Consider the following 19042-nt stretch of genomic DNA (forward strand, 5'->3'; position numbering starts at 1 on the left):
CCGGGGGAGAGGCAGCATGGCTCAGCAGATCGAAGTGAAAGTCCCGGATATCGGCGACTTCAAGGACGTTGCGGTGATCGAGGTCTTGGTGAAGGCGGGCGAGACCGTCGCTGTCGACACCAGCCTCATCATGGTCGAGTCCGACAAGGCGTCGATGGAGATTCCGTCCTCGCATGCCGGCGTCGTCAAGGACGTGAAGGTCAAGACCGGCGACAAGGTGAGCGAAGGTTCGATGATCCTGGTGCTAGAGGCAGAGAGTGCGGCGGCCGCGCCGAAGCCCGCGCCAGCATCGCAGCCGGCGGCGACCGCCAGCCCGCCGCCGGCTGCGCCTTTTGCAGCCTCCTATTCCGGCAAGGCGGATATCGAATGCGACATGCTGGTGCTGGGCGCCGGTCCCGGCGGCTACTCGGCGGCTTTCCGTGCCGCAGATCTCGGCATGAAGACCGTGCTGGTCGAGCGTTACGACACGCTCGGCGGTGTCTGTCTCAATGTCGGCTGCATTCCGAGCAAGGCGCTGCTGCATACGGCTTCGGTGATCGATGAGGTCAAGCATCTCCCCGATCATGGAATCTCCTTCGGTTCACCGCAGATCGACCTCGGCAAGTTGCGCGGCTTCAAGGATGGCGTCATCAAGAAGCTGACCGGCGGCCTCGCCGGCATGGCGAAGGCCCGCAAGGTCGAGGTCGTGACGGGCGTCGGCACCTTCGTCGACCCGCATCATCTCGACGTCGTCGGGGCCGGCGCCAAGAAAACGATCAGGTTCGCCAAGGCAATCATTGCCGCAGGCAGCCAGGCCGTGAAACTGCCGTTCCTGCCTGAGGATCCCCGCATCGTCGATTCGACCGGGGCGCTTCAGCTCAAGTCGATCCCCAAACGCATGTTGGTGATTGGCGGCGGTATCATCGGGCTTGAAATGGCGACTGTCTATTCAACGCTCGGCACCCGCATCGACGTCGTCGAAATGCTCGACGGCCTGATGCAGGGAGCTGACCGTGACCTGGTCAAGGTCTGGGACAAGATGAACGCACGCCGTTTCGACAAGGTCATGTTGAAGACCAAAACGGTGGGCGCCAAGGCGACCGAAGCCGGGATCGAGGTGAAGTTCGAATGCGAACAGGCGCCTGCGGAGCCGCAGGTCTATGACCTCGTTCTGGTGGCGGTCGGCAGAAGCCCGAATGGCAAGAAGATCGGCGCCGACAAGGCCGGCGTAACCGTGACCGAGCGCGGTTTCATCGAGGTCGACAAGCAGATGCGCACCAATGTGGCGCACATCTTCGCGATCGGCGATGTCGTGGGGCAGCCGATGCTTGCGCACAAGGCCGTTCATGAAGGCCATGTCGCGGCGGAGGTCGCCCATGGCGAAAAATCCTACTTCGACGCGCGGCAGATTCCGTCCGTTGCCTACACCGATCCCGAGGTCGCCTGGGCCGGCAAGACCGAAGATGAGTGCAGGGCCGAGGGCATCAAGGTCGGCAAGGCGGTCTTTCCCTGGGCGGCCTCCGGCCGCGCAATCGCCAATGGTCGCGACGAGGGGTTCACCAAGCTGCTGTTCGATGCATCCACCCATCGCGTGATCGGCGGCGGGATCGTCGGGACGCACGCAGGCGATCTCATCAGCGAGATATGCCTGGCGATCGAGATGGGGTGCGAGCCGGCAGATATCGGCAAGACCATTCACCCGCACCCGACCCTCGGCGAGTCCATCGGCATGGCGGCTGAGGTTTTTGAGGGGCATTGCACCGATCTGCCGCCGCAGAAGAAGAAATAGCATCGCTTGCCGCCACGCCGTCAAAGCGAGACCAGGGAGAAGACATATGCCTGCAACGACGACCGCGCCGCAGAAGAAACCGTTTTACCGGATTCTCTATGTGCAGGTGCTCGTGGCAATCGTGCTTGGCGTCATCGTCGGCTGGCTCTGGCCAGAGCTTGCGAAGAACGACTGGATCAAGGCGATGGGCGACGGCTTCGTCAAGCTCATCAAGATGGCGATTGCGCCGATCATCTTCTGCACGGTGGTTTCCGGAATTGCCCACATCTCGGAGGTGAAGAAGGTCGGCCGCGTGGCGGTCAAATCGCTCGTCTATTTCGAGGTGGTTTCGACCCTTGCCCTGGCGCTGGGCCTGATCGTCGCCAACGTGCTGCGGCCGGGCGCAGGATTCCAGGGCCAATCGAATGCTGCGGCGGTCGCCGGTTATGCCAAGCAGGCGAGCGAAATGAAGTCGGTCGATTTCGTCCTGCACATCATCCCCGACACGGTCGTCGGGGCATTCGCGCAAGGTGAAATTCTCCAGGTTCTGCTATTTGCCATCTTGTTCGGCTTCGCGTTGATGGGCCTCGGCGAGCGGGCTCACATCCGCGCATTCATCGACGATGTCGCTCACGCGATGTTCGGTGTCATTGCGATCGTCGTGAAGGTCGCGCCGATTGGTGCCTTTGGTGCAATGGCGTTCACGATCGGCCGCTACGGACCTCAGGCGCTCGGAAATCTCGCGGGGCTGATCGGGACTTTCTACCTGACGTCGCTGCTGTTCGTGGTCGTCGGGCTCGGCCTGATCGCCCGTATTGCCGGTTTCTCGATCTTCAAGTTTCTCAAATACATCAAGGACGAGCTGCTGATCGTGCTCGGTACGTCGTCCTCGGAGAGCGCGCTTCCGCAACTGATGGAGAAGCTCGAGATCCTCGGTTGCTCCAAGTCGGTGGTCGGGCTGGTCGTCCCGACAGGTTACTCGTTCAACCTGGATGGCACCAACATCTACATGACGCTGGCGACTCTCTTCATTGCCCAGGCGATGAACGTCGATCTGAGCTTCGGCGAACAGATGACGATTCTGATCGTTGCCATGCTGACATCGAAAGGAGCCTCGGGAATCACCGGCGCGGGTTTCATCACGCTCGCAGGTACGCTCGCTGCGGTCCGGCCGGAACTGCTGCCTGGCATGGCGATCGTGCTCGGTATCGACAAGTTCATGAGCGAATGCCGAGCCTTGACGAACCTCTGCGGCAACGGCGTGGCATGCGTCGTGGTCGCGTGGTGGGAAGGTGAGCTTGACCGCGAGAAGCTGCGCGTGGCGCTCGATCGGGACGTCGATCCCGCGGACTTCGAAATGGCCGTGAGCGAGCCGCAAAGCCTCTGAACACGGTGTGCGTTGCGGACTGTTGTTCGTTCAAATCGGAAAAAAGGGAGTTGATTCACGACGGACGTGGTTATTGTCTCCGCAGCGCGGACGCCGGTTTCCGGTCGTTCCTACGGAGCATCAAGCGGAAGGCACCAAGCGGTCCGCGAAAGACGATGGCTCTCCGGGAGCCGCAAGACAAACCGATCAAGATCAGGAGGAATCTATGTCGAGGGTTGCAGTGGTGACCGGAGGAACGCGCGGCATCGGAGAGGCGATCTCGATCGCGCTCAAAGCGGCCGGCTATAAGGTCGCGGCGAGCTATGCCGGCAACGGGCGCGGGCGGGCATCACCGTCAACGCGATCTGTCCCGGTTATATCGCCACCGACATGGTGAAGGCGATCAAACCGGAGATCGTCGCCAAGAACATCCTGCCGCAGATCCCGGTCGGCCGTCTGGGCGAGCCGCATGAGATCGCGCGGGTGGTCTCGTTCCTTGCATCCGACGATGCAGGTTTCATTACGGGGGCGACGATTTCCGCGAACGGCGGCCAAAACATGATCTGAGCCAAGGGCGCAGAGGAGGAGAGGGGCCGCCGGTTGGGCCGGCCTCTCGAACGAGGGAATCAAGTCGGGGATCACGATGGACCAGGATCTGAGGGAAGCCGCACTCGAATATCACCGCCTGCCGCGGCCGGGAAAGATTTCCATCGTGCCGACGACGGCCATGGCCACGCAGCGCGATCTCGCGCTGGCATATTCGCCTGGCGTCGCGGAACCTTGTCTCGTCATCGCGAAAGATCCCTCGCAGGCGGATGATCTCACAGCGCGCAGCAACCTCGTCGCCGTCGTCACCAACGGCACCGCCGTGCTCGGTCTTGGCAACATCGGTGCGCTGGCCGGCAAGCCGGTCATGGAAGGCAAGGCGTGCCTGTTCAAGAAGTTTGCCGGGATCGACGTGTTCGACATCGAACTCGCCGAGGAGAATCCCGACGCCCTGATCGAGACGATCGCCAGAATGGAGCCGACCTTCGGCGGCATCAATCTGGAGGACATCAAGGCGCCGGAATGTTTCTACATCGAACGGAAGCTCCGTGAGCGCATGAAGATCCCGGTCTTCCATGACGATCAGCATGGCACCGCGATCATCGCGGCCGCGGCGATCCTCAATGGGCTGAAGCTGGTCAAGAAGGAGATTTCGGAGGTCAAGCTCGTCTGCTCCGGTGCAGGGGCGGCGGCGCTCGCGTGCCTCGATCTCATCGTCAGTCTGGGACTACGACGCGACCGCATCATCGTGACCGATGCGAAGGGCGTGGTCTACGCCGGTCGTACCGAGAGCATGGACGACAACAAGACGCGCTATGCCGTCAAGACGGATGCGCGAAAGCTCGACGAGATTATTCAGGACGCGGACATTTTTCTCGGCTTGTCGGCCGGCAAGGTGCTCACCTCGGACATGGTCAGGAAGATGGCGCGCGATCCCTTGATCTTCGCCATGGCCAATCCGATCCCCGAAATCATGCCGGAAGATGCACTGGCGGTCCGCCCCGATGCGATCATCGGCACCGGACGCTCCGACTACCCCAACCAGATCAACAATGTCCTGTGCTTTCCGTTCATCTTCCGCGGCGCGCTCGACTGCGGAGCGACAACAATCAATGAGGAGATGAAGCTTGCGACGGTCCGCGCGCTCGCCGATCTGGCGATGGCGGAGGTGCCCGAGGTGGTTGCTGCCGCCTACAAGGGCGAGGGGCTTCGTTTTGGTCGCGACTATCTCATTCCCAAGCCGTTCGATCCGCGCCTCATCGAGATGATCGCGCCGGCGGTGGCCAAGGCCGCGGCCGAAACAGGCGTTGCCAGGCGTCCGATCGCCGACATGGAAGCCTATCGTCAGAAGCTGAGCCGGTTCGTTTATCACTCCGGCAACGCGATGCAGCCGGTCTTCACGGTGGCGAAGGGAAGCGGCAAGTCGCTCATTCTGGCGGAGGGCGAGGATGAGCGCGTGCTCCGGGCCGCTCAGGTCATTGCCGACGAAAGGATCGCCAGGCCGCTGCTCCTCGGTCGACCCGCAACGATCGAGGCGCAGATCAAGGCCTTCGGTCTTCGACTGAGGCCCGGCAGCGACTCCGAGATCATTGATCCGCATGATGCAGCGGTCTATTCCGCCTGCGCGGACATCTATCATGCGCGCAGGAAGCGGGACGGCGTATCGGCAGCGCTGGCGCTGTCGGAGGCACGAAGCAACGCAACGGTGCTTGCCTCGCTCCTGCTCGAGCGGGGCGTGGGCGAGGCGATGCTGTGCGGTGTCATCGGAAGGACGGCGGACCACCTGGCGGCCATCCGCAACGTGATCGGGACCCGGGCCGACGTGCGGGCGCTTGCCGTCATGCAGATGCTCATTCTCCAGCAGCATCAGCTTTTCATCTGCGATACGCACTGCAATCTCAATCCGACCGCCGAGCAGGTCGCCGAGATCGCCCTGCTGGCGGCGGCGGAAGTCAGGCGATTTGGCATCACGCCGAGGGTGGCGCTGCTGTCGCATTCAAGCTTTGGCAGCTCGGCGTTTCCCGAGGCCCAGAAGATGCGGACGGCGCGGGCGATCATTCGTGAACGCTCGCCTGATCTGATCGTGGAGGGCGAGATGCGCGGCGACGCTGCGCTGTCGCAGTCCGTACTCGACCACGAGTTTCCCGACTCCGGGTTCGAGGGGCCGGCAAATGTCCTTGTGATGCCGAATCTCGATGCCGCCAACATCTCCTACAATCTGCTGCGGATGGCTGCGGGCCAGGGACTGACCGTAGGCGGCATTTTGCTTGGCGCCGCCAAGCCGGCCCACATTCTCACGCCATCATCAACGGTACGCCGCATCGTGAACATGGCTGCCGTCGCCATTGCGGATACGGTTTCAGACAGAGCTTGATCTACAAAGGCGGTTGGCAAGCTGTGAACCTGATCGGTCGAGGCCACCATGAGTAATCCTCAGCCGGGCAAACCCCGGGTCGTGATCGTCGGAGGCGGAGCCGGAGGATTGGAGCTCGCGACCCGACTTGGCGACAAGTATGGACGGAGAGGGAAGCTCGACGCCACCCTGATAGATCGAAACCGCACACATGTGTGGAAGCCGAAGCTGCATGAGATTGCAGCCGGGAGCATGGATATCGCTGCTCACGAGGTCGACTATCTCGCGCAGTCCTACTGGCACGGCTTCCGCTACCGCATCGGGGACATGATCGGGATCGATCGGGAGCGGCGCCAGGTGCAGGTGGCGCCTTACGTCGATGCCGAAGGCCGGGAGGTCACGCCCAAGCGGGCATTCGATTACGACGTGCTTGTGGTCTCCATCGGGAGCCAGAACAACGACTTTGGAACGCCCGGTGTCCTCGACCATGCGATCAAGCTCGAGTCGCAGGCCGATGCGAAGCGGTTCCACGAACGCATGGTGAATGCGTGCATCCGCGCGCATGCTCAATCCTCGCCCTTGGGCGCTCACCAGTTGAAGGTCGCGATCATCGGGGCCGGCGCCACCGGCGTTGAGCTTGCTGCTGAGCTCCACAGGACGACGCGTGAAGTGGTGGCCTACGGGCTCGACCAGGTCGATCCCCAGAAGGACATCAGGATTACGCTGATCGAGGCTGCCGCACGGGTTCTGCCGGCGCTGCCCGAGCGAGTTTCGAGGGAGACTGAAAAGCTCCTGGTCAAGCTGGGCGTCGACGTGCTGGTCGGCGCCAAGGTCTCGGAGGTCGGGGCGGACCACGTCAGCCTGGCGGACGGCCGGACGATCCCCGCCGAGCTGATTGTCTGGGCCGCCGGTGTCAAGGCGCCCGACGTCCTGAACGATATCGCTGGCCTTGAGACCAACCGCATCAACCAGCTGGTCGTGCGTCCGACGCTGCAAACGACCCGTGACGACAACATTTTCGCGATAGGCGACTGCTCGGCCTGCTTCTGGGGCGAGCACGGCAACGTCCCGCCGCGCGCACAGGCGGCTCATCAGCAGGCCTCTCACCTCTATTCGCAAATTCCCCGATTTCTGCAAGGCGAGACGCTCAAACCGTACCGCTACCGGGACTTCGGTTCCCTGGTGTCGCTCGGCGAGTTCAGCACGGTCGGATCGATGATGGGAGCGCTCGTCGGTGGAAACCTCGTCTTCGAGGGCATCTTCGCTCGGATGATGTACCTGTCCCTCTACAAGATGCACGAATACGCGCTGCACGGACCGGTGAAGGTCGCGCTCGACACGCTTGCCCGCCTGATTACGCGGCGTACGGAGCCGCACGTGAAGCTTCATTGATCGCGTGCAACGGCAGGGAGCCCTTCCGTTGCGCAACTGCTTGACGACGGTAACGTACGGGGAGGGATGCTGATGGACGCTGTGGTCCTTGCGCGCGTGCAGTTCGCCGCAAACCTGGCGAACGACCCGCAGCAGTATCAGGGCAGGGGAGAATACGCATGATCTCGATGTCCTTCGATGAAGTGCTGCCGCTCGTTTTCATCGGGTCGATGGGAATATCGCTGCTCGTCTGCGTCGTGAGCGAGGGATACGACCTTGGGGTCGGCATGCTGATGCATAGGGCAACGCCCGTGGAGCGCGACACCATGGTTGCGTCAATAGGTCCGTTGGGGGATGCGAATGAAGCCTGGCTTGCTCTTGGTGTCGGCCTTCTTCTGGTTGTCTTCCCCAAGGCGCCCGGTTTGATCCTGTCGGTGATTTTCCTATCGCGTATTCCGGGGCAAGACCATAGAGTTGCATTATGCGTGAGGGGACGGCCGACACGCCTCGGATTTGTTTGGTTCATGAGATGACGGACCTGCCATCCCTGGTGAACATCAAGGGGAGTCCCCAAGTCGGCTCGGCGGCTCCCCATTCGCCGCGCTGGCTTGTTCGCGGCGCGATGGCAATCGTGCTGGTCATGGCCGCTTCGTGGCTTGGATATGCCGGTGCGTTCTATCGGGGACTGGGCGATCTGCACGCCGTAGCGCAGCAACGGCTGGCCGTCGAGGCGGCACGGCTGGATGGCTACCTCTCTCGATTTGAGTACCTGCCGTCGCTGCTGGAGACATCGCCTGATGTTTTTCGCTTGCTCGGCGACCCCGCTGATGCCGCACTGCAGCACGCGGTCAGCATGTACTTGAAATCGATCAACCTGCTTGCGGGAGCGGACAACCTCTACGTCCTGGCTGTCACCGGCGAGGCACTGGCTGCTGCCGATTTCGATCAGCCGGGTACGCCGGTTGGCAGGAACCTCTCGTATCGGCCGTATATGAGCGAAGCTCTTGCGACTGGCCGCGGTGCGTTCTTCGGTGTCGGTATTACGAGCGCGCGGGCCGGCTACTATCTTTCCTATGCTCTCAAGGAAGGCGGCCTGACGAAGGGCGTCGCCGTCGTCAAGGTCAATCTCGAGTCGCTTGAGCGCGAATGGCGCGATAGGGCAAGCGACATTGCCCTGGTCGATGGACGTCAGGTCACGATCCTCGCCTCGCGCGATGAATGGCGCTTTCGTCCGATTGTGCCATTGTCGCCTGAAGTTCTCGAGAACATCTCCCGCTCGAAGCCCTACGGAATTTCTGAGCTCAAGCCGCTCGGCTGGACGTATCTGGAGGGAGGCGGGCGTGTTTCGGCTGAGGACGGCTCGACTTACAGCATCGACGAACGCTGGTTGAACGGAAACCAGTGGAGGCTCCTGCTTCTCGGGGACGAGAGGCCGATGAGACAGACGGCCCTCGCCATCGGGAGCTTCTCGGGGCTCGCCGGTATCGTGGCATTGCTGGCATTTGGTCTGCTCGAACAGCGCAGGAGGGAAATCAGGCAGCGGCTCGCCAGCCAGGTCGCGTTGCAGGCGGCGAACGACACACTCGAGATCAGGGTACAGGAGCGAACCGCTGAACTGCGCGCGGCGCAGGACGATCTCGTTCATGCCGGCAAGCTTGCTGCTCTCGGCCAGATGTCGGCCGGCATCGTCCATGAGTTGAACCAGCCCCTGGCGGCTCTGCAGACCGCTGCCGACAACGCGATCCTGCTCGTCGATCGCGGCGCGATTGGCGATGCCCGCGGGAATCTCATCCGAATTGGTGAACTGGTGCGCAGGCTCGGCCGCCTGACCAGTCAGCTTCGGGTCTTCGCTTACAAGTCGAATAGCCCACTTGATGCGGTCTCAGTCGCGCATGCGCTGACCGAATCGCTCAAGATCGTCGCTGCACGTGTCAAGGAAAGCGGAGCCGAAGTCTCAATGGACGTCGAGGCGGGTCTCCGCGTCCTCGCTGATCAGATCCGGCTCGAACAGCTCCTCTGCAACATCCTGGCAAATGCGCTGGATGCCCTTGAAGGGGTCGAACCAAAATCGATCTCGATCCGGGCGAGCAGAGAGGAGGGGCAGACTGCCCGTGCCCGCATCGCCATCAGCAATAGCGGTCCCCCAATTGCACCCGACGTCCTCCAGCGCATGTTCGAGCCCTTCGTGACGACCAAGCCTGCCGGCAAAGGCCTCGGTCTTGGCCTGATGCTGTCTAATCACATTGCGCGCTCCTTTGGTGGCGAACTGCATGCACGAAATCTCGTGCCACGTGGCGCCGAATTTGTCGTGCTCCTTCCACTGGCTGACACAGCAGGGGCTTCGCATGAGCGATGACCAATCGATTGGCGTGATCTATGTCGAAGACGACGACGATGTCCGGATCGGCGGCGCTCAGGCGCTGGAACTTGCCGGCTTTGCCGTCTCCGGTTTCGCATCCGTCGAAGCGGCTGATGCGACGGTCCGATCCGACAAGCCGTTTATTGTCGTCTGCGACGTACGCCTGCGCGGCAAAAGCGGTCTTGATTGGCTGACTGATCTGCGCCGGCTGGATCAGGATTTGCCGGTGATCCTGATTACCGGGCATGGCGATATTTCGATGGCCGTTCAGGCGATGCGAAATGGTGCCTACGACTTCATCGAGAAGCCATGCTCGTCGGAGCAACTCGTTTCCGTGGTGCGCAGAGCGGTCGAGAAGAGACGGCTGACACTGGAGGTACGCTCGTTGCGATCGGCCTTGGCGGATCGCCAGGGCATCGAGGCGAGTCTGCTCGGCCGATCGCCGCAGATCCAGGAGGTGCGCAGGCTCGTATCCACATTGGCCGCAACGAATGTCGATGTGACGATCTACGGCGAAACCGGCACCGGCAAGGACGTCGTCGCGCGCTGCCTTCACAATCACAGCGGACGGCGCCGCGGCAATTATGTCCCGGTGAACTGTGGCGGGCTTCCGGAATCGCTGGTCGAAAGCGAATTGTTCGGGCACGAGATCGGCGCATTCACAGGTGCCACGCGTCAGCGCATAGGCAAGATCGAATATGCGAATGGAGGAACGCTTTTCCTTGACGAAATCGAGAGCATGCCGCTCAGCGTGCAGGTGAAGTTGCTGAGGTCGCTTCAGGATCGGTCGATCGAGCGCGTCGGCTCGAACAAGCCGATCTCGGTGGACTGCCGCGTCGTGGCGGCGAGCAAGACGAACCTGTTGGAGTTGAGCGAGAAGCGAGTATTTCGCGCGGATCTCTACTATCGTCTCGGCGTCGCCTTCATCGAGCTGCCGCCACTGCGCGAGCGGCGCGAAGATATTCCGCTGCTGTTCGAGCATTTCGCGCTGGAAGCTGCCAGACGGTTCGAGCGCGATGCCCCGATCCTCGATGATCAGACGACGTCCGCCCTCCTGGCTTATTCGTGGCCGGGAAATGTGCGGGAGCTTCGCAACGTCGCGGACCGCTTCGTGCTTGGGGTTCTCGATGGCAAGATGATCAACAAATCAGGCCTCGGAAGCTCGGACGTGTCATTGCCTCGCCAACTCGAAAACATCGAGCGATCGATCATCGAGGACGCATTGCGCCGCAGGCAGGGCGACGTCCAGGGAACCGCCGCGCTTTTGGGGCTTCCGAAGCAAACCTTGTACGACAAGATCAAGCGTCTCTCGGTGAACGTTGACGGGATCAGGGAAGGCTCGATTGTCCGCGCGGGATCATGACGATCGGAGAGGGAGCCGGCACGGCATCCTTTGATGTTACGCGATGACCGCGAAGGCAGCCAGAGAGAAGCGGGTCCGGAGCAGGAAACGAACAACACATTCGACTTCGTCCGAGTGAGGGTGACATGAATCGGCCGTTCAACATGCCTGACGAGTTCGTCGATGCCTTCGTGAAGGCTGGCGCGAGCCTGTGGCGATCTCTAGCGTCTGCGTCGACGGCTGGCGACCGCACGGAGACCGGTTCGGTGATGGAATCGACAGGACGTCTCGTCGAACTCCAGGCTGACCATCTGAGGCGCCTCTATGCGCTCGCGGAACATGTCCTCAAGACGAGCGCGGGCATGCAGGCCGAAGCAGCGGTCGAGCCGGTGCGGGGGGACCGGAGGTTCAACGGCGCGGAATGGCGCGACAATGCGCTCTATAGCCTGCTGAAGCAATGCTATCTGCTGAACGCGCGCTATTGCGTCGACTTCGTGGAAGCTCTCGATCTCGACGAGAAGGAGAAGCACCGCCTGCGGTTCTTCACGCGCCAGCTCGTCGAGGCAATGAGCCCGACCAATTTTGCCGCCACCAATCCCGACGCCATCAAGATCGCGGCGGAAACGGAAGGTCAAAGCCTGAAGGCCGGCCTGGACAATTTGATGGCGGATCTCGGCAAGGGAAACCTTACCATCACGGACGAACGCGCGTTCGAAGTGGGAAAGGACGTCGCGACATCGAGAGGCGCGGTGGTGTTCGAGAATGATCTGTTTCAGCTCATCCAGTATGAACCGGCGACCGAGCAGGTGGCTGCTCGCCCGTTGCTGATCGTCCCGCCCTGCATCAACAAGTTCTACATCCTCGATCTTCAGCCGGCGAATTCGTTCGTCCGCTTTGCGATCGAGCGCGGCTTGACCGTCTTTATGGTGTCCTGGCGCAATCCCGATGCGTCATATGGGCATCTTGGGTGGGACGACTACGTCGCGAGCGGCGCAATGCGTGCGATCGAGGTCGCCCGATCGATCTCGGGCGCCGACAAGATCAACGTCGTCGGCTGGTGTGTCGGAGGCACGATCCTGTCCTCAGCCCTCGCGATTCTGCGCACGCGCGGCGACGAATCGGTCGCGAGCGTGACATTGCTGACGACGATGCTCGACTTTCGCGAGCCCGGCGACCTCGGGGTATTCGTCGACGAGGAGAGCGTGCGTCTGCGTGAGCAGACGATCGGGAAGGATGGAATCTACCGGGGCGCCGAGCTCGGGTTCGTGTTCCAGACGCTGCGTTCGAAGGAGCTCATCTGGCCGAACGTGGTCAATCACTATCTCAAGGGAAAACCGCCCGAACGCTTCGATCTCCTGTTCTGGAACGCGGACGTCACCAATCTGCCCGGCCCGATGTACTGCTGGTACATCAGGAATATGTACCTGGAGAACAACCTCCGGGAGCCGAACAGGCTGACGATGTGCGACACGCCCGTCGATCTCGGCCGGGTCGATCTGCCTGCCTACGTCCTCGCGACGATGGAAGATCACATCGTGCCTTGGCGATCGGCATATCGAACAACAGGCCTGCTCAGCGGAGACATTCGTTTTGTCCTCGGCGCGAGCGGGCATATTGCCGGTGTGATCAATCCCGCATCGAAGAACAAGCGAAGCTATTGGGTATCCGCCAATCGGGATGAAGATCCAGCGGCGTGGCTCGCCGGCGCGGAGGAGAAGCCCGGCAGTTGGTGGAACGACTGGATCGCCTGGCTTGAGCCATGGACGGAAGACAAGCTGGCAGCACGCACGCAGCTCGGCAGCAACCTCTATCCTCCGGGTGAAGCCGCGCCGGGACGGTACGTGAAAGAGAAAGCAAGCTGATGGCGCGACCATTCGTTGTCTATCAACCAGTTAGGGATGCGATGGTCCGAAGGTCTGCCAGCCGAGCGATGGAGCGGGCCGCGAGCTGCTGGGCCAGTTCCAGCAGGGACTGGTCGACGGCTTGTCGGCTTCATCCAGATAGATCGCAGATAGTTCGAAGACAATTGCTCCGCGTGACGAAGCGCGCGCGCAACCGAAGCAGACGCTCTCTCGACCACATTTAGCCTGATGGCCATTCCTCGAATTCTGTATATCGTCGGCAGCCGTCCGAATGTCCAGGCGCGACCTGATCGATGCGGATGGTCGTCTGGCCGTATGTGGCGCGAGAGATCGCGTTTTAGGTGGCGGCCGGCGCCCTTTGAACCTGTCATGAATGTTCCGTTCCGTGACTCTAATGGATTTCGCTGAAAGAGGCCCGATCTGAGATCAAGATGGATTGCTCCGGACAGCGCTCGCACCACCTTGATGCAGCCTCATCCGAAGAGAAAAGGCGGAACAAACTGGATGAGTACGACCAGAAAACGATTGCAAGCAGCGCCGTAAAGATCTTCTACTGAAGGTGTGAGAAGAGGAGCGACCAGCAAGGAGAAACAAGATGATCCGCAAGGCAAGAGCAGTGTGGCAGGGCACCGGCCGTGACGGCAGCGGCCATCTATCCAGCGAATCCGGCGTGCTTGCCGAGACACCCTATTCCTTCAAGACACGCTTCGAGAACGAGAAGGGGACCAATCCAGAGGAGCTTATCGCCGCCGCTCACGCCGGCTGCTTCACGATGGCACTGGCTTTCGGCCTGCAGCTCGCGGGCTTTACACCAGCGGAGCTCTCGACGGAGGCTGCGGTGACGCTCGAGCCGGAAGGCAAGGGATTCAAGATCAGCAAGTCTGCGCTCACCTTGCGCGGCAAAGTGCCGAACCTTGACGATGCCGGTTTCGCCCGCATCGCCGGGGAGGCCGAGAAGAATTGTCCGGTGTCTAGGGTGCTCAACGCCACCATCACGCTGGATGCGAAGCTGGTCTAGCTGACTGTGAGCAAGGAGACAGAGCGATGGCCCGCAATCATCGGCCCGACCAGGCCGAGTTCAGGGCCATCCCGCCGAACCCGGGCCCTACGTGGTCCGGGTCAAAGTGCCCGGAGATAAGAAGCTGATGCCGCACAAGCATCCGGAGGACCGCATCTACACGATCATGTCGGGTGTCTTCTACATCGGGCTGGGCTAGACCTTCCAGGGCGACAAGGTGAAGGCCAACCCGCCCGGAAGCGTCATCGTGTTGCCCGGTGACACCTGGCATTTTCACTGGGCGAAGTCCGGCGAATACGTCACGCAGGTTTCCGCGGTCGGCCCGCTCGGCCTCGAATATCACGACATGCACGACGATCCGCGCCATCAGCACGCATAAGGCCGTTGCTCCAGCGATTGGGCGCGGATCACGTGGGAGGATCTGGAAGCCGGGAGGATAGTCATGGCCAAGGGATACTGGATCACCTTCTATCGCTCGATCTCCGACCCGGTGGCGCTCGCCGCGTATGCAAAGCTGGCCGGACCGGCCATCACCTCCAATGGCGGCCGCTTCCTGGCGCGCGGCGGTGCCGCGAGGGCCTATGAGCAGGGCACCGCTCAGCGCGCCACGGTGACGGAGTTCGACAGCGTCGAACAGGCCATCGCGGCTCACGACAGCCCCGCTTATCAAGAAGCGCTCAAGGCGCTTGGCAACGCCTGCGAGCGGGACGTCCGCATCGTCGAGGGATTGGACTGAAAGCCACAAGGCCTCTCGCCCGGGGGTAGCGCTGGGACATGCGATGGAACCAACAGTCTCAGTAACAATGGCAATGTTTGCCGAGAGCACGCATGGGAGGACCGAGATGGATGATCGAAATGCGCGCCTTGCGTTGGAGCGTCACTGGCATGCATCGGATGTCGGCGATTTCACGGTGGAGCATGACATCTACCGTGAGGATGCCGTGCTCGACTATCCGCAATCAGGCGAGCGGATCCGCGGTCGGCAGAACATCCAACAGAGCCGGTTCGTCCAGCCGAACAAAAAGCGCTTCACGGTCCGGCGAATTGTTGGAAGCGGCGATCTATGGGTTACCGAATTCACGCTCAGCTATGACGACATGCCATCCTATGCGGTGAGCATCATGGAATTCCGCGACGGACTGGTGGCGCACGAAACGCAATATTTCGCCGACCGATTTGAGCCAGCACCCTCGCGCGCAGATCTCGTCGAGCGAATTCGCGGAGATTCGCCGCCCTGAGCGGCCAGTACGGGACGCCGGCGGAATTGTGATGCCGGACACTGTTGCCGGCGGACATGGCGACGGAATCGACTGCCTCTTCCTGTATTGGCAAGCTGCGCCTGAAGCATCGGCTCGTCATAGATCTGATCTTATCATGAACGATCGGTTGCCGAAGTGGCCGAGATTCTCGACATCCCACGCGGGACCGTGAAAACACGAATGTTTCATGTTCGCAGACAGCTCGCGATGCTGCTCGAAAGCGCCGGCATCAGTTCCGTCGGCGCGGATGAGGGGCCGCAGCACTTACTGAGACTGTAACCCCTCACCCGGATCGCATCTGGCGATGCGATCCGACCTCTCCCTCCTGGAGAGGTGAATCCTCGGCATCGCACCGCGTGCGTCGGCGGAGCTCAATGAGACTCTCGAGGGTCCGTGCGTCGATTTGATCCGGAGCGAGCAAATGGTAGCTATGGCCGGCGACGATCAGCCGCGCTTCGTCGCGAAACGTGCCGCCGGAAGCGACGATCCGATTGCCCGGGCGTCGCGCCAACTGCTGGTGCAATCGCAATGCCTTCGTCCCCTCAGACCCGCGTCCACTTTAGGCACGGTCACCCGGACGAGACGACCAGCCCCAACCGCGCGCATATTGCCGGTCGCGTCAGGAAGGAGATTTGAGAATTTCTCAGGGAACGTCCTTCCACGTTCCAGCGCGATTCGATGCGTGAATGGTCTCGACCAGCGTTTGAATGCGCAGGCCGGCGCGGAAGTTGAATGGCTCCGATCGACGTCCGGCGATGGCATCCAGGTAGGCTGCTGCTTCGATCGCCTTCAGGTCGTTGAAACCAAGCTGGTGGCCTGGCGCAACGCAGAACAGGCCGTATGGGGGATGCGCCGGGCCTGCCTCGATCCGCCGGAATCCCTGACGGCCAAGGTGGTCATCGGTCGAGAAGAAGTGCAACTCGTTGAAGCGTTCCTGGCTGAAGGCGAGGGCGCCTCTGCTTCCATAGACCTCGAAGTCGTGTTGCATCTTCCGCCCCGTCGCAATCCAATTCGCCTCGATCGAGCCGGAGGCGCCGTTGGCGAAACGGAGGAAAGCTCGGCCGACATCATCGACTTCGACGCGCCTTCGGCCGTCTTTGCCATCCGGACGTTCCCTGATCATCGTGACGCAATCGCCCATGACGCGAGTGATCGGTCCGGCGCTTGGACCCAACAGGAATTCGGCGGTGGCTAGTGCGTGGCTGCCAATGTCGGCCAGCGCGCCGCCGCCCACCGGATCATGCCGGAATGTGAACGGCCCAGTGTTGTCGGCCATGTAGTCTTCGGCGTGGATACCGCGGTAGCCGCGTATCTCGCCGAGTTCTCCCGCCGCGATCATATCGCGTGCGAGGCCCAGCATGGGGTTGCAAAGGTAGTTGAACCCGACTTGCGTCTTGACTCCGGCCGCTTCGGCGGCCTCGGCCATTTCGCGGGAGTCTGTCGCAAGCGGCGCCAGCGGCTTTTCGCAATACACATGTTTGCCCCTGGCAATCGCAGCCAAGGCCATTTCCTTGTGGAGTGCGTTGGGCGTGGTGATGTTCACGACGTCGATACTTGGGTCCGCCACGAGAGATCGCCAGTCCGAGGTCGCGCGCGCGAAGCCGAGGGCCGAGGCTGCTTTTGCGGCGGCCTCGTCGCTGATATCCGCGATCGTATGAAGTTCCAGCTCGAAAGGGAGGTCGAAGACACGCGCGGCGATGGAGTAGCCGAAAGCGTGGGTCTTCCCCATGAATCCGCTACCGATGAGGCCGATGCGAAGCTTCGGTTTGGTCATGCCGGAAGTCCTGTTCACGATGAGCTCGCAGTTGAGGCGACCTAAGAGAAAAACGAGCACGTTCCGAATGGAAGACGTTGTCGGCAATAATTGTTGCGGAAAAATGTTATTGTCAATATTCAATGCAAATGGTTATGTTCCTCGCAAACCGTCGAGGGAGGAGACCACATGACCGGCGCGACAATCCGACTCACCATGGCGCAGGCCGTGGTGCGATGGCTGACTCAACAGTACACCGAAATCGACGGCGTGCGCGTGCCCCTGTTCGCCGGCGTCTTCGGCATTTTTGGTCATGGGAACGTGACCTGCCTGTCCGAGGCCCTGGAGGCGGTGCAGGATCGTCTGCCGACCTGGCGCGGACAGAACGAGCAGTCGATGGCGCTGGCGGCTGTCGGATTCGCCAAGGCCAAGCTTCGGCGGCAAATCATGGTGGCGACGTCGTCCATTGGCCCCGGTGCTCTGAACATGGTGACCGCGGCGGGGACAGCTCATGCAGACCGCTTGCCTGTCCTTCTCATCGCTGGCGATACGTTCACCAACCGGTTGCCGGATCCGGTTCTTCAGCAGGTCGAGCATTTTGGCGACCCGACCGTCACCGTGAACGACGCGTTCAAGGCGGTCACGCGTTACTGGGATCGGATCACGCATCCCGCGCAGATCATCTCTTCTCTCCCGCAGGCAGTGGCCGCCATGCTCGATCCGGCCGACTGCGGCCCGGCCTTTCTGGCGCTACCACAGGATACCCAGGAGGTAGCCTTCGACTACCCCGAGGTCTTTTTCGAGTCTCGGAACTGGACCATCCCGCGTCCGCGTCCCGACCGTCAGAAACTCGCGGAAGCAGCCGCGTTGCTCAGGACTGCGAAGAAGCCGCTTCTCATCTCAGGCGGCGGCGTGCGCTACTCGCTGGCGGGACATGTCGTCGCGGATTTCGCGGTCAAGCGCGGAATTCCTGTCGTGGAGACGGTCGCCGGCAAGGGCGCGGTGACCCACTATCACCCGGCCCATGCGGGGCCGATCGGAATTATCGGCTCAACCTCAGCGAATGCGCTAGCAGCCGAAGCCGATGTCATTCTTGCGGTGGGTACGCGCCTTCAGGATTTCACGACGGGATCATGGACCGCCTTCAGCCCGGACGCGCGCTTCATCTCGATCAATGCGGCCAGGTTCGATGCAGTGAAGCATCGTGCGCTGGCGGTGGTGGGCGACGCGCGGGAAACCATTGAAGAGCTCGATGCGGCGCTCGGCGCCTGGCGCGTCGACCCCGCCCACATGGCGCGTGCTCAGATGCTCTTCAGGGAATGGGACGCGCTGCTCGAGTCGCTGCAGGCCCCCAGCAACGCCCCGGTGCCGACCTATGCGCAGATCGTCCAGGCGGTGAATGCATCCGCAGGCGAGAGAGATACCTTAATTTCGGCCGCAGGCGGGCTGCCGGGCGAAGTCGCAAAGGGCTGGCGCGTCAAGGCGCCTAACACCTTTGACCTCGAATTCGGCTTCTCTTGCATGGGCTACGAGGTCGCGGCCGGTTGGGGCCATGCGATGGCCAATTCCGGGCCCGGCGGGCTCGGCGGTACGCCGATCGTGATGGTCGGCGACGGCACCTATTTGATGATGAACTCGGACATCTACTCGACGGTTCTGAGCGGTCACAAGATGATTGTTGTGGTCTGCGACAACGGCGGGTTCGCGGTGATCAACCGGTTGCAACAATTCAAGGGCGTGCCAGGCTTCAATAATCTGTTGACCGATTGTCGCGTTCAGAACCGCGACAATCCTCTTCACGTTGACTTTGCCAAGCACGCCGAATCCATGGGGGCGGCTGCACGGCGTTGCGAGAGCCTTGCCGAGCTTGTTGCCGCGCTCGAATGGGCCAAAGGCAACGACCGCACCACCGTGCTTTCGATCGCATCGGACGCTTATTCGTGGGTTCCCGGCGATGCCGACTGGGATGTCGGTGTGCCCGAGGTATCTTCGCGCGAGACGGTGCGAAGCGCGCGCAAGCAGCAAGACGAGATCCGCGCGAAGCAGCGCATCGGAGTGTGATGAGT

At 61.7% G+C, this 19042-nt stretch carries 15 protein-coding genes and 1 pseudogene; 15 read left to right on the forward strand and 1 reads right to left on the reverse strand.

Features of this window, described 5'->3' with window-relative positions; translation table 11 throughout:
• Window positions 1–16 precede the first annotated feature (16 nt).
• The 14 genes and pseudogenes from lpdA (at window position 17) to QA640_RS18590 (ending at window position 15502) form a co-directional block, all read left to right on the forward strand.
• A complete protein-coding gene (gene lpdA / locus QA640_RS18520; protein ID WP_283042013.1) occupies window positions 17–1768 on the forward strand; it encodes a dihydrolipoyl dehydrogenase in 1752 nt (583 codons plus the stop codon).
• Between the two features lie 46 nt (window positions 1769–1814).
• Complete coding sequence (locus tag QA640_RS18525; protein WP_283042014.1) at window positions 1815–3134, forward strand: dicarboxylate/amino acid:cation symporter; 1320 nt, start codon at window positions 1815–1817, stop codon at window positions 3132–3134.
• Window positions 3135–3339: 205 nt separating this feature from the next.
• Window positions 3340–3680, forward strand: a pseudogene (locus tag QA640_RS18535) (SDR family oxidoreductase).
• Between the two features lie 76 nt (window positions 3681–3756).
• Entirely contained in the window at window positions 3757–6033 is a 2277-nt protein-coding gene (locus tag QA640_RS18540) for an NADP-dependent malic enzyme (protein WP_283042016.1), read from the forward strand.
• Window positions 6034–6081: 48 nt separating this feature from the next.
• Complete coding sequence (locus tag QA640_RS18545; RefSeq protein ID WP_283042017.1) at window positions 6082–7404, forward strand: NAD(P)/FAD-dependent oxidoreductase; 1323 nt, start codon at window positions 6082–6084, stop codon at window positions 7402–7404.
• 158 nt (window positions 7405–7562) lie between these two features.
• Entirely contained in the window at window positions 7563–7916 is a 354-nt protein-coding gene (locus QA640_RS18550; RefSeq protein ID WP_283042018.1) for a cytochrome d ubiquinol oxidase subunit II, read from the forward strand.
• Window positions 7913–9739 (forward strand): ATP-binding protein, encoded by a 1827-nt coding sequence (locus tag QA640_RS18555; protein WP_283042019.1) that lies wholly within the window; start codon window positions 7913–7915, stop codon window positions 9737–9739. The genes QA640_RS18550 and QA640_RS18555 overlap by 4 nt, the downstream gene beginning before the upstream one ends.
• Window positions 9729–11105: a sigma-54 dependent transcriptional regulator gene (locus QA640_RS18560; protein ID WP_283042020.1), complete on the forward strand. Its 1377-nt coding sequence runs from the start codon at window positions 9729–9731 to the stop codon at window positions 11103–11105. Before QA640_RS18555 ends, QA640_RS18560 begins: the two co-directional genes overlap by 11 nt.
• Before the next feature lie 125 nt (window positions 11106–11230).
• Window positions 11231–12946, forward strand: a complete 1716-nt coding sequence (gene phaC / locus QA640_RS18565; protein ID WP_283042021.1) for a class I poly(R)-hydroxyalkanoic acid synthase — start codon at window positions 11231–11233, stop codon at window positions 12944–12946.
• Between the two features lie 595 nt (window positions 12947–13541).
• Window positions 13542–13964: an OsmC family protein gene (locus QA640_RS18570; protein WP_283042022.1), complete on the forward strand. Its 423-nt coding sequence runs from the start codon at window positions 13542–13544 to the stop codon at window positions 13962–13964.
• A 217-nt stretch (window positions 13965–14181) separates the two neighbouring features.
• A complete protein-coding gene (locus QA640_RS18575; protein ID WP_283042023.1) occupies window positions 14182–14343 on the forward strand; it encodes a hypothetical protein in 162 nt (53 codons plus the stop codon).
• Between the two features lie 63 nt (window positions 14344–14406).
• On the forward strand, window positions 14407–14700 hold the full coding sequence (locus tag QA640_RS18580; protein WP_283042024.1) for a DUF1330 domain-containing protein: 294 nt from the start codon (window positions 14407–14409) through the stop codon (window positions 14698–14700).
• Window positions 14701–14806: 106 nt separating this feature from the next.
• A complete protein-coding gene (locus QA640_RS18585) occupies window positions 14807–15202 on the forward strand; it encodes a nuclear transport factor 2 family protein (protein WP_283042026.1) in 396 nt (131 codons plus the stop codon).
• A gap of 156 nt (window positions 15203–15358) precedes the next feature.
• Window positions 15359–15502, forward strand: a complete 144-nt coding sequence (locus tag QA640_RS18590) for a hypothetical protein (protein ID WP_283042028.1) — start codon at window positions 15359–15361, stop codon at window positions 15500–15502.
• 364 nt (window positions 15503–15866) lie between these two features.
• On the opposite strand, the gene QA640_RS18595 is transcribed toward QA640_RS18590, so the two are convergent.
• Window positions 15867–16997 (reverse strand): Gfo/Idh/MocA family oxidoreductase, encoded by a 1131-nt coding sequence (locus QA640_RS18595; RefSeq protein WP_283042029.1) that lies wholly within the window; start codon window positions 16995–16997, stop codon window positions 15867–15869.
• A gap of 168 nt (window positions 16998–17165) precedes the next feature.
• On the opposite strand from QA640_RS18595, the gene iolD reads away from it, so the two are divergent.
• A complete protein-coding gene (gene iolD, locus QA640_RS18600; RefSeq protein WP_283042030.1) occupies window positions 17166–19037 on the forward strand; it encodes a 3D-(3,5/4)-trihydroxycyclohexane-1,2-dione acylhydrolase (decyclizing) in 1872 nt (623 codons plus the stop codon).
• Window positions 19038–19042: the final 5 nt, after the last annotated feature.

This window comes from Bradyrhizobium sp. CB82 (assembly GCF_029714405.1).
Taxonomy (GTDB): domain Bacteria; phylum Pseudomonadota; class Alphaproteobacteria; order Rhizobiales; family Xanthobacteraceae; genus Bradyrhizobium.

Coding starts and splice junctions, on each gene's coding strand:
- QA640_RS18545 (WP_283042017.1), top strand. CDS start 6,082: ATGAGTAATCCTCAGCCGGGCAAACCCCGGGTCGTGATCGTCGGAGGC.
- QA640_RS18525 (WP_283042014.1), top strand. CDS start 1,815: ATGCCTGCAACGACGACCGCGCCGCAGAAGAAACCGTTTTACCGGATT.
- phaC (WP_283042021.1), top strand. CDS start 11,231: ATGAATCGGCCGTTCAACATGCCTGACGAGTTCGTCGATGCCTTCGTG.
- QA640_RS18595 (WP_283042029.1), bottom strand. CDS start 16,997: ATGACCAAACCGAAGCTTCGCATCGGCCTCATCGGTAGCGGATTCATG.
- QA640_RS18580 (WP_283042024.1), top strand. CDS start 14,407: ATGGCCAAGGGATACTGGATCACCTTCTATCGCTCGATCTCCGACCCG.
- QA640_RS18570 (WP_283042022.1), top strand. CDS start 13,542: ATGATCCGCAAGGCAAGAGCAGTGTGGCAGGGCACCGGCCGTGACGGC.
- QA640_RS18585 (WP_283042026.1), top strand. CDS start 14,807: ATGGATGATCGAAATGCGCGCCTTGCGTTGGAGCGTCACTGGCATGCA.
- iolD (WP_283042030.1), top strand. CDS start 17,166: ATGACCGGCGCGACAATCCGACTCACCATGGCGCAGGCCGTGGTGCGA.
- QA640_RS18560 (WP_283042020.1), top strand. CDS start 9,729: ATGAGCGATGACCAATCGATTGGCGTGATCTATGTCGAAGACGACGAC.
- lpdA (WP_283042013.1), top strand. CDS start 17: ATGGCTCAGCAGATCGAAGTGAAAGTCCCGGATATCGGCGACTTCAAG.
- QA640_RS18550 (WP_283042018.1), top strand. CDS start 7,563: ATGATCTCGATGTCCTTCGATGAAGTGCTGCCGCTCGTTTTCATCGGG.
- QA640_RS18555 (WP_283042019.1), top strand. CDS start 7,913: ATGACGGACCTGCCATCCCTGGTGAACATCAAGGGGAGTCCCCAAGTC.
- QA640_RS18540 (WP_283042016.1), top strand. CDS start 3,757: ATGGACCAGGATCTGAGGGAAGCCGCACTCGAATATCACCGCCTGCCG.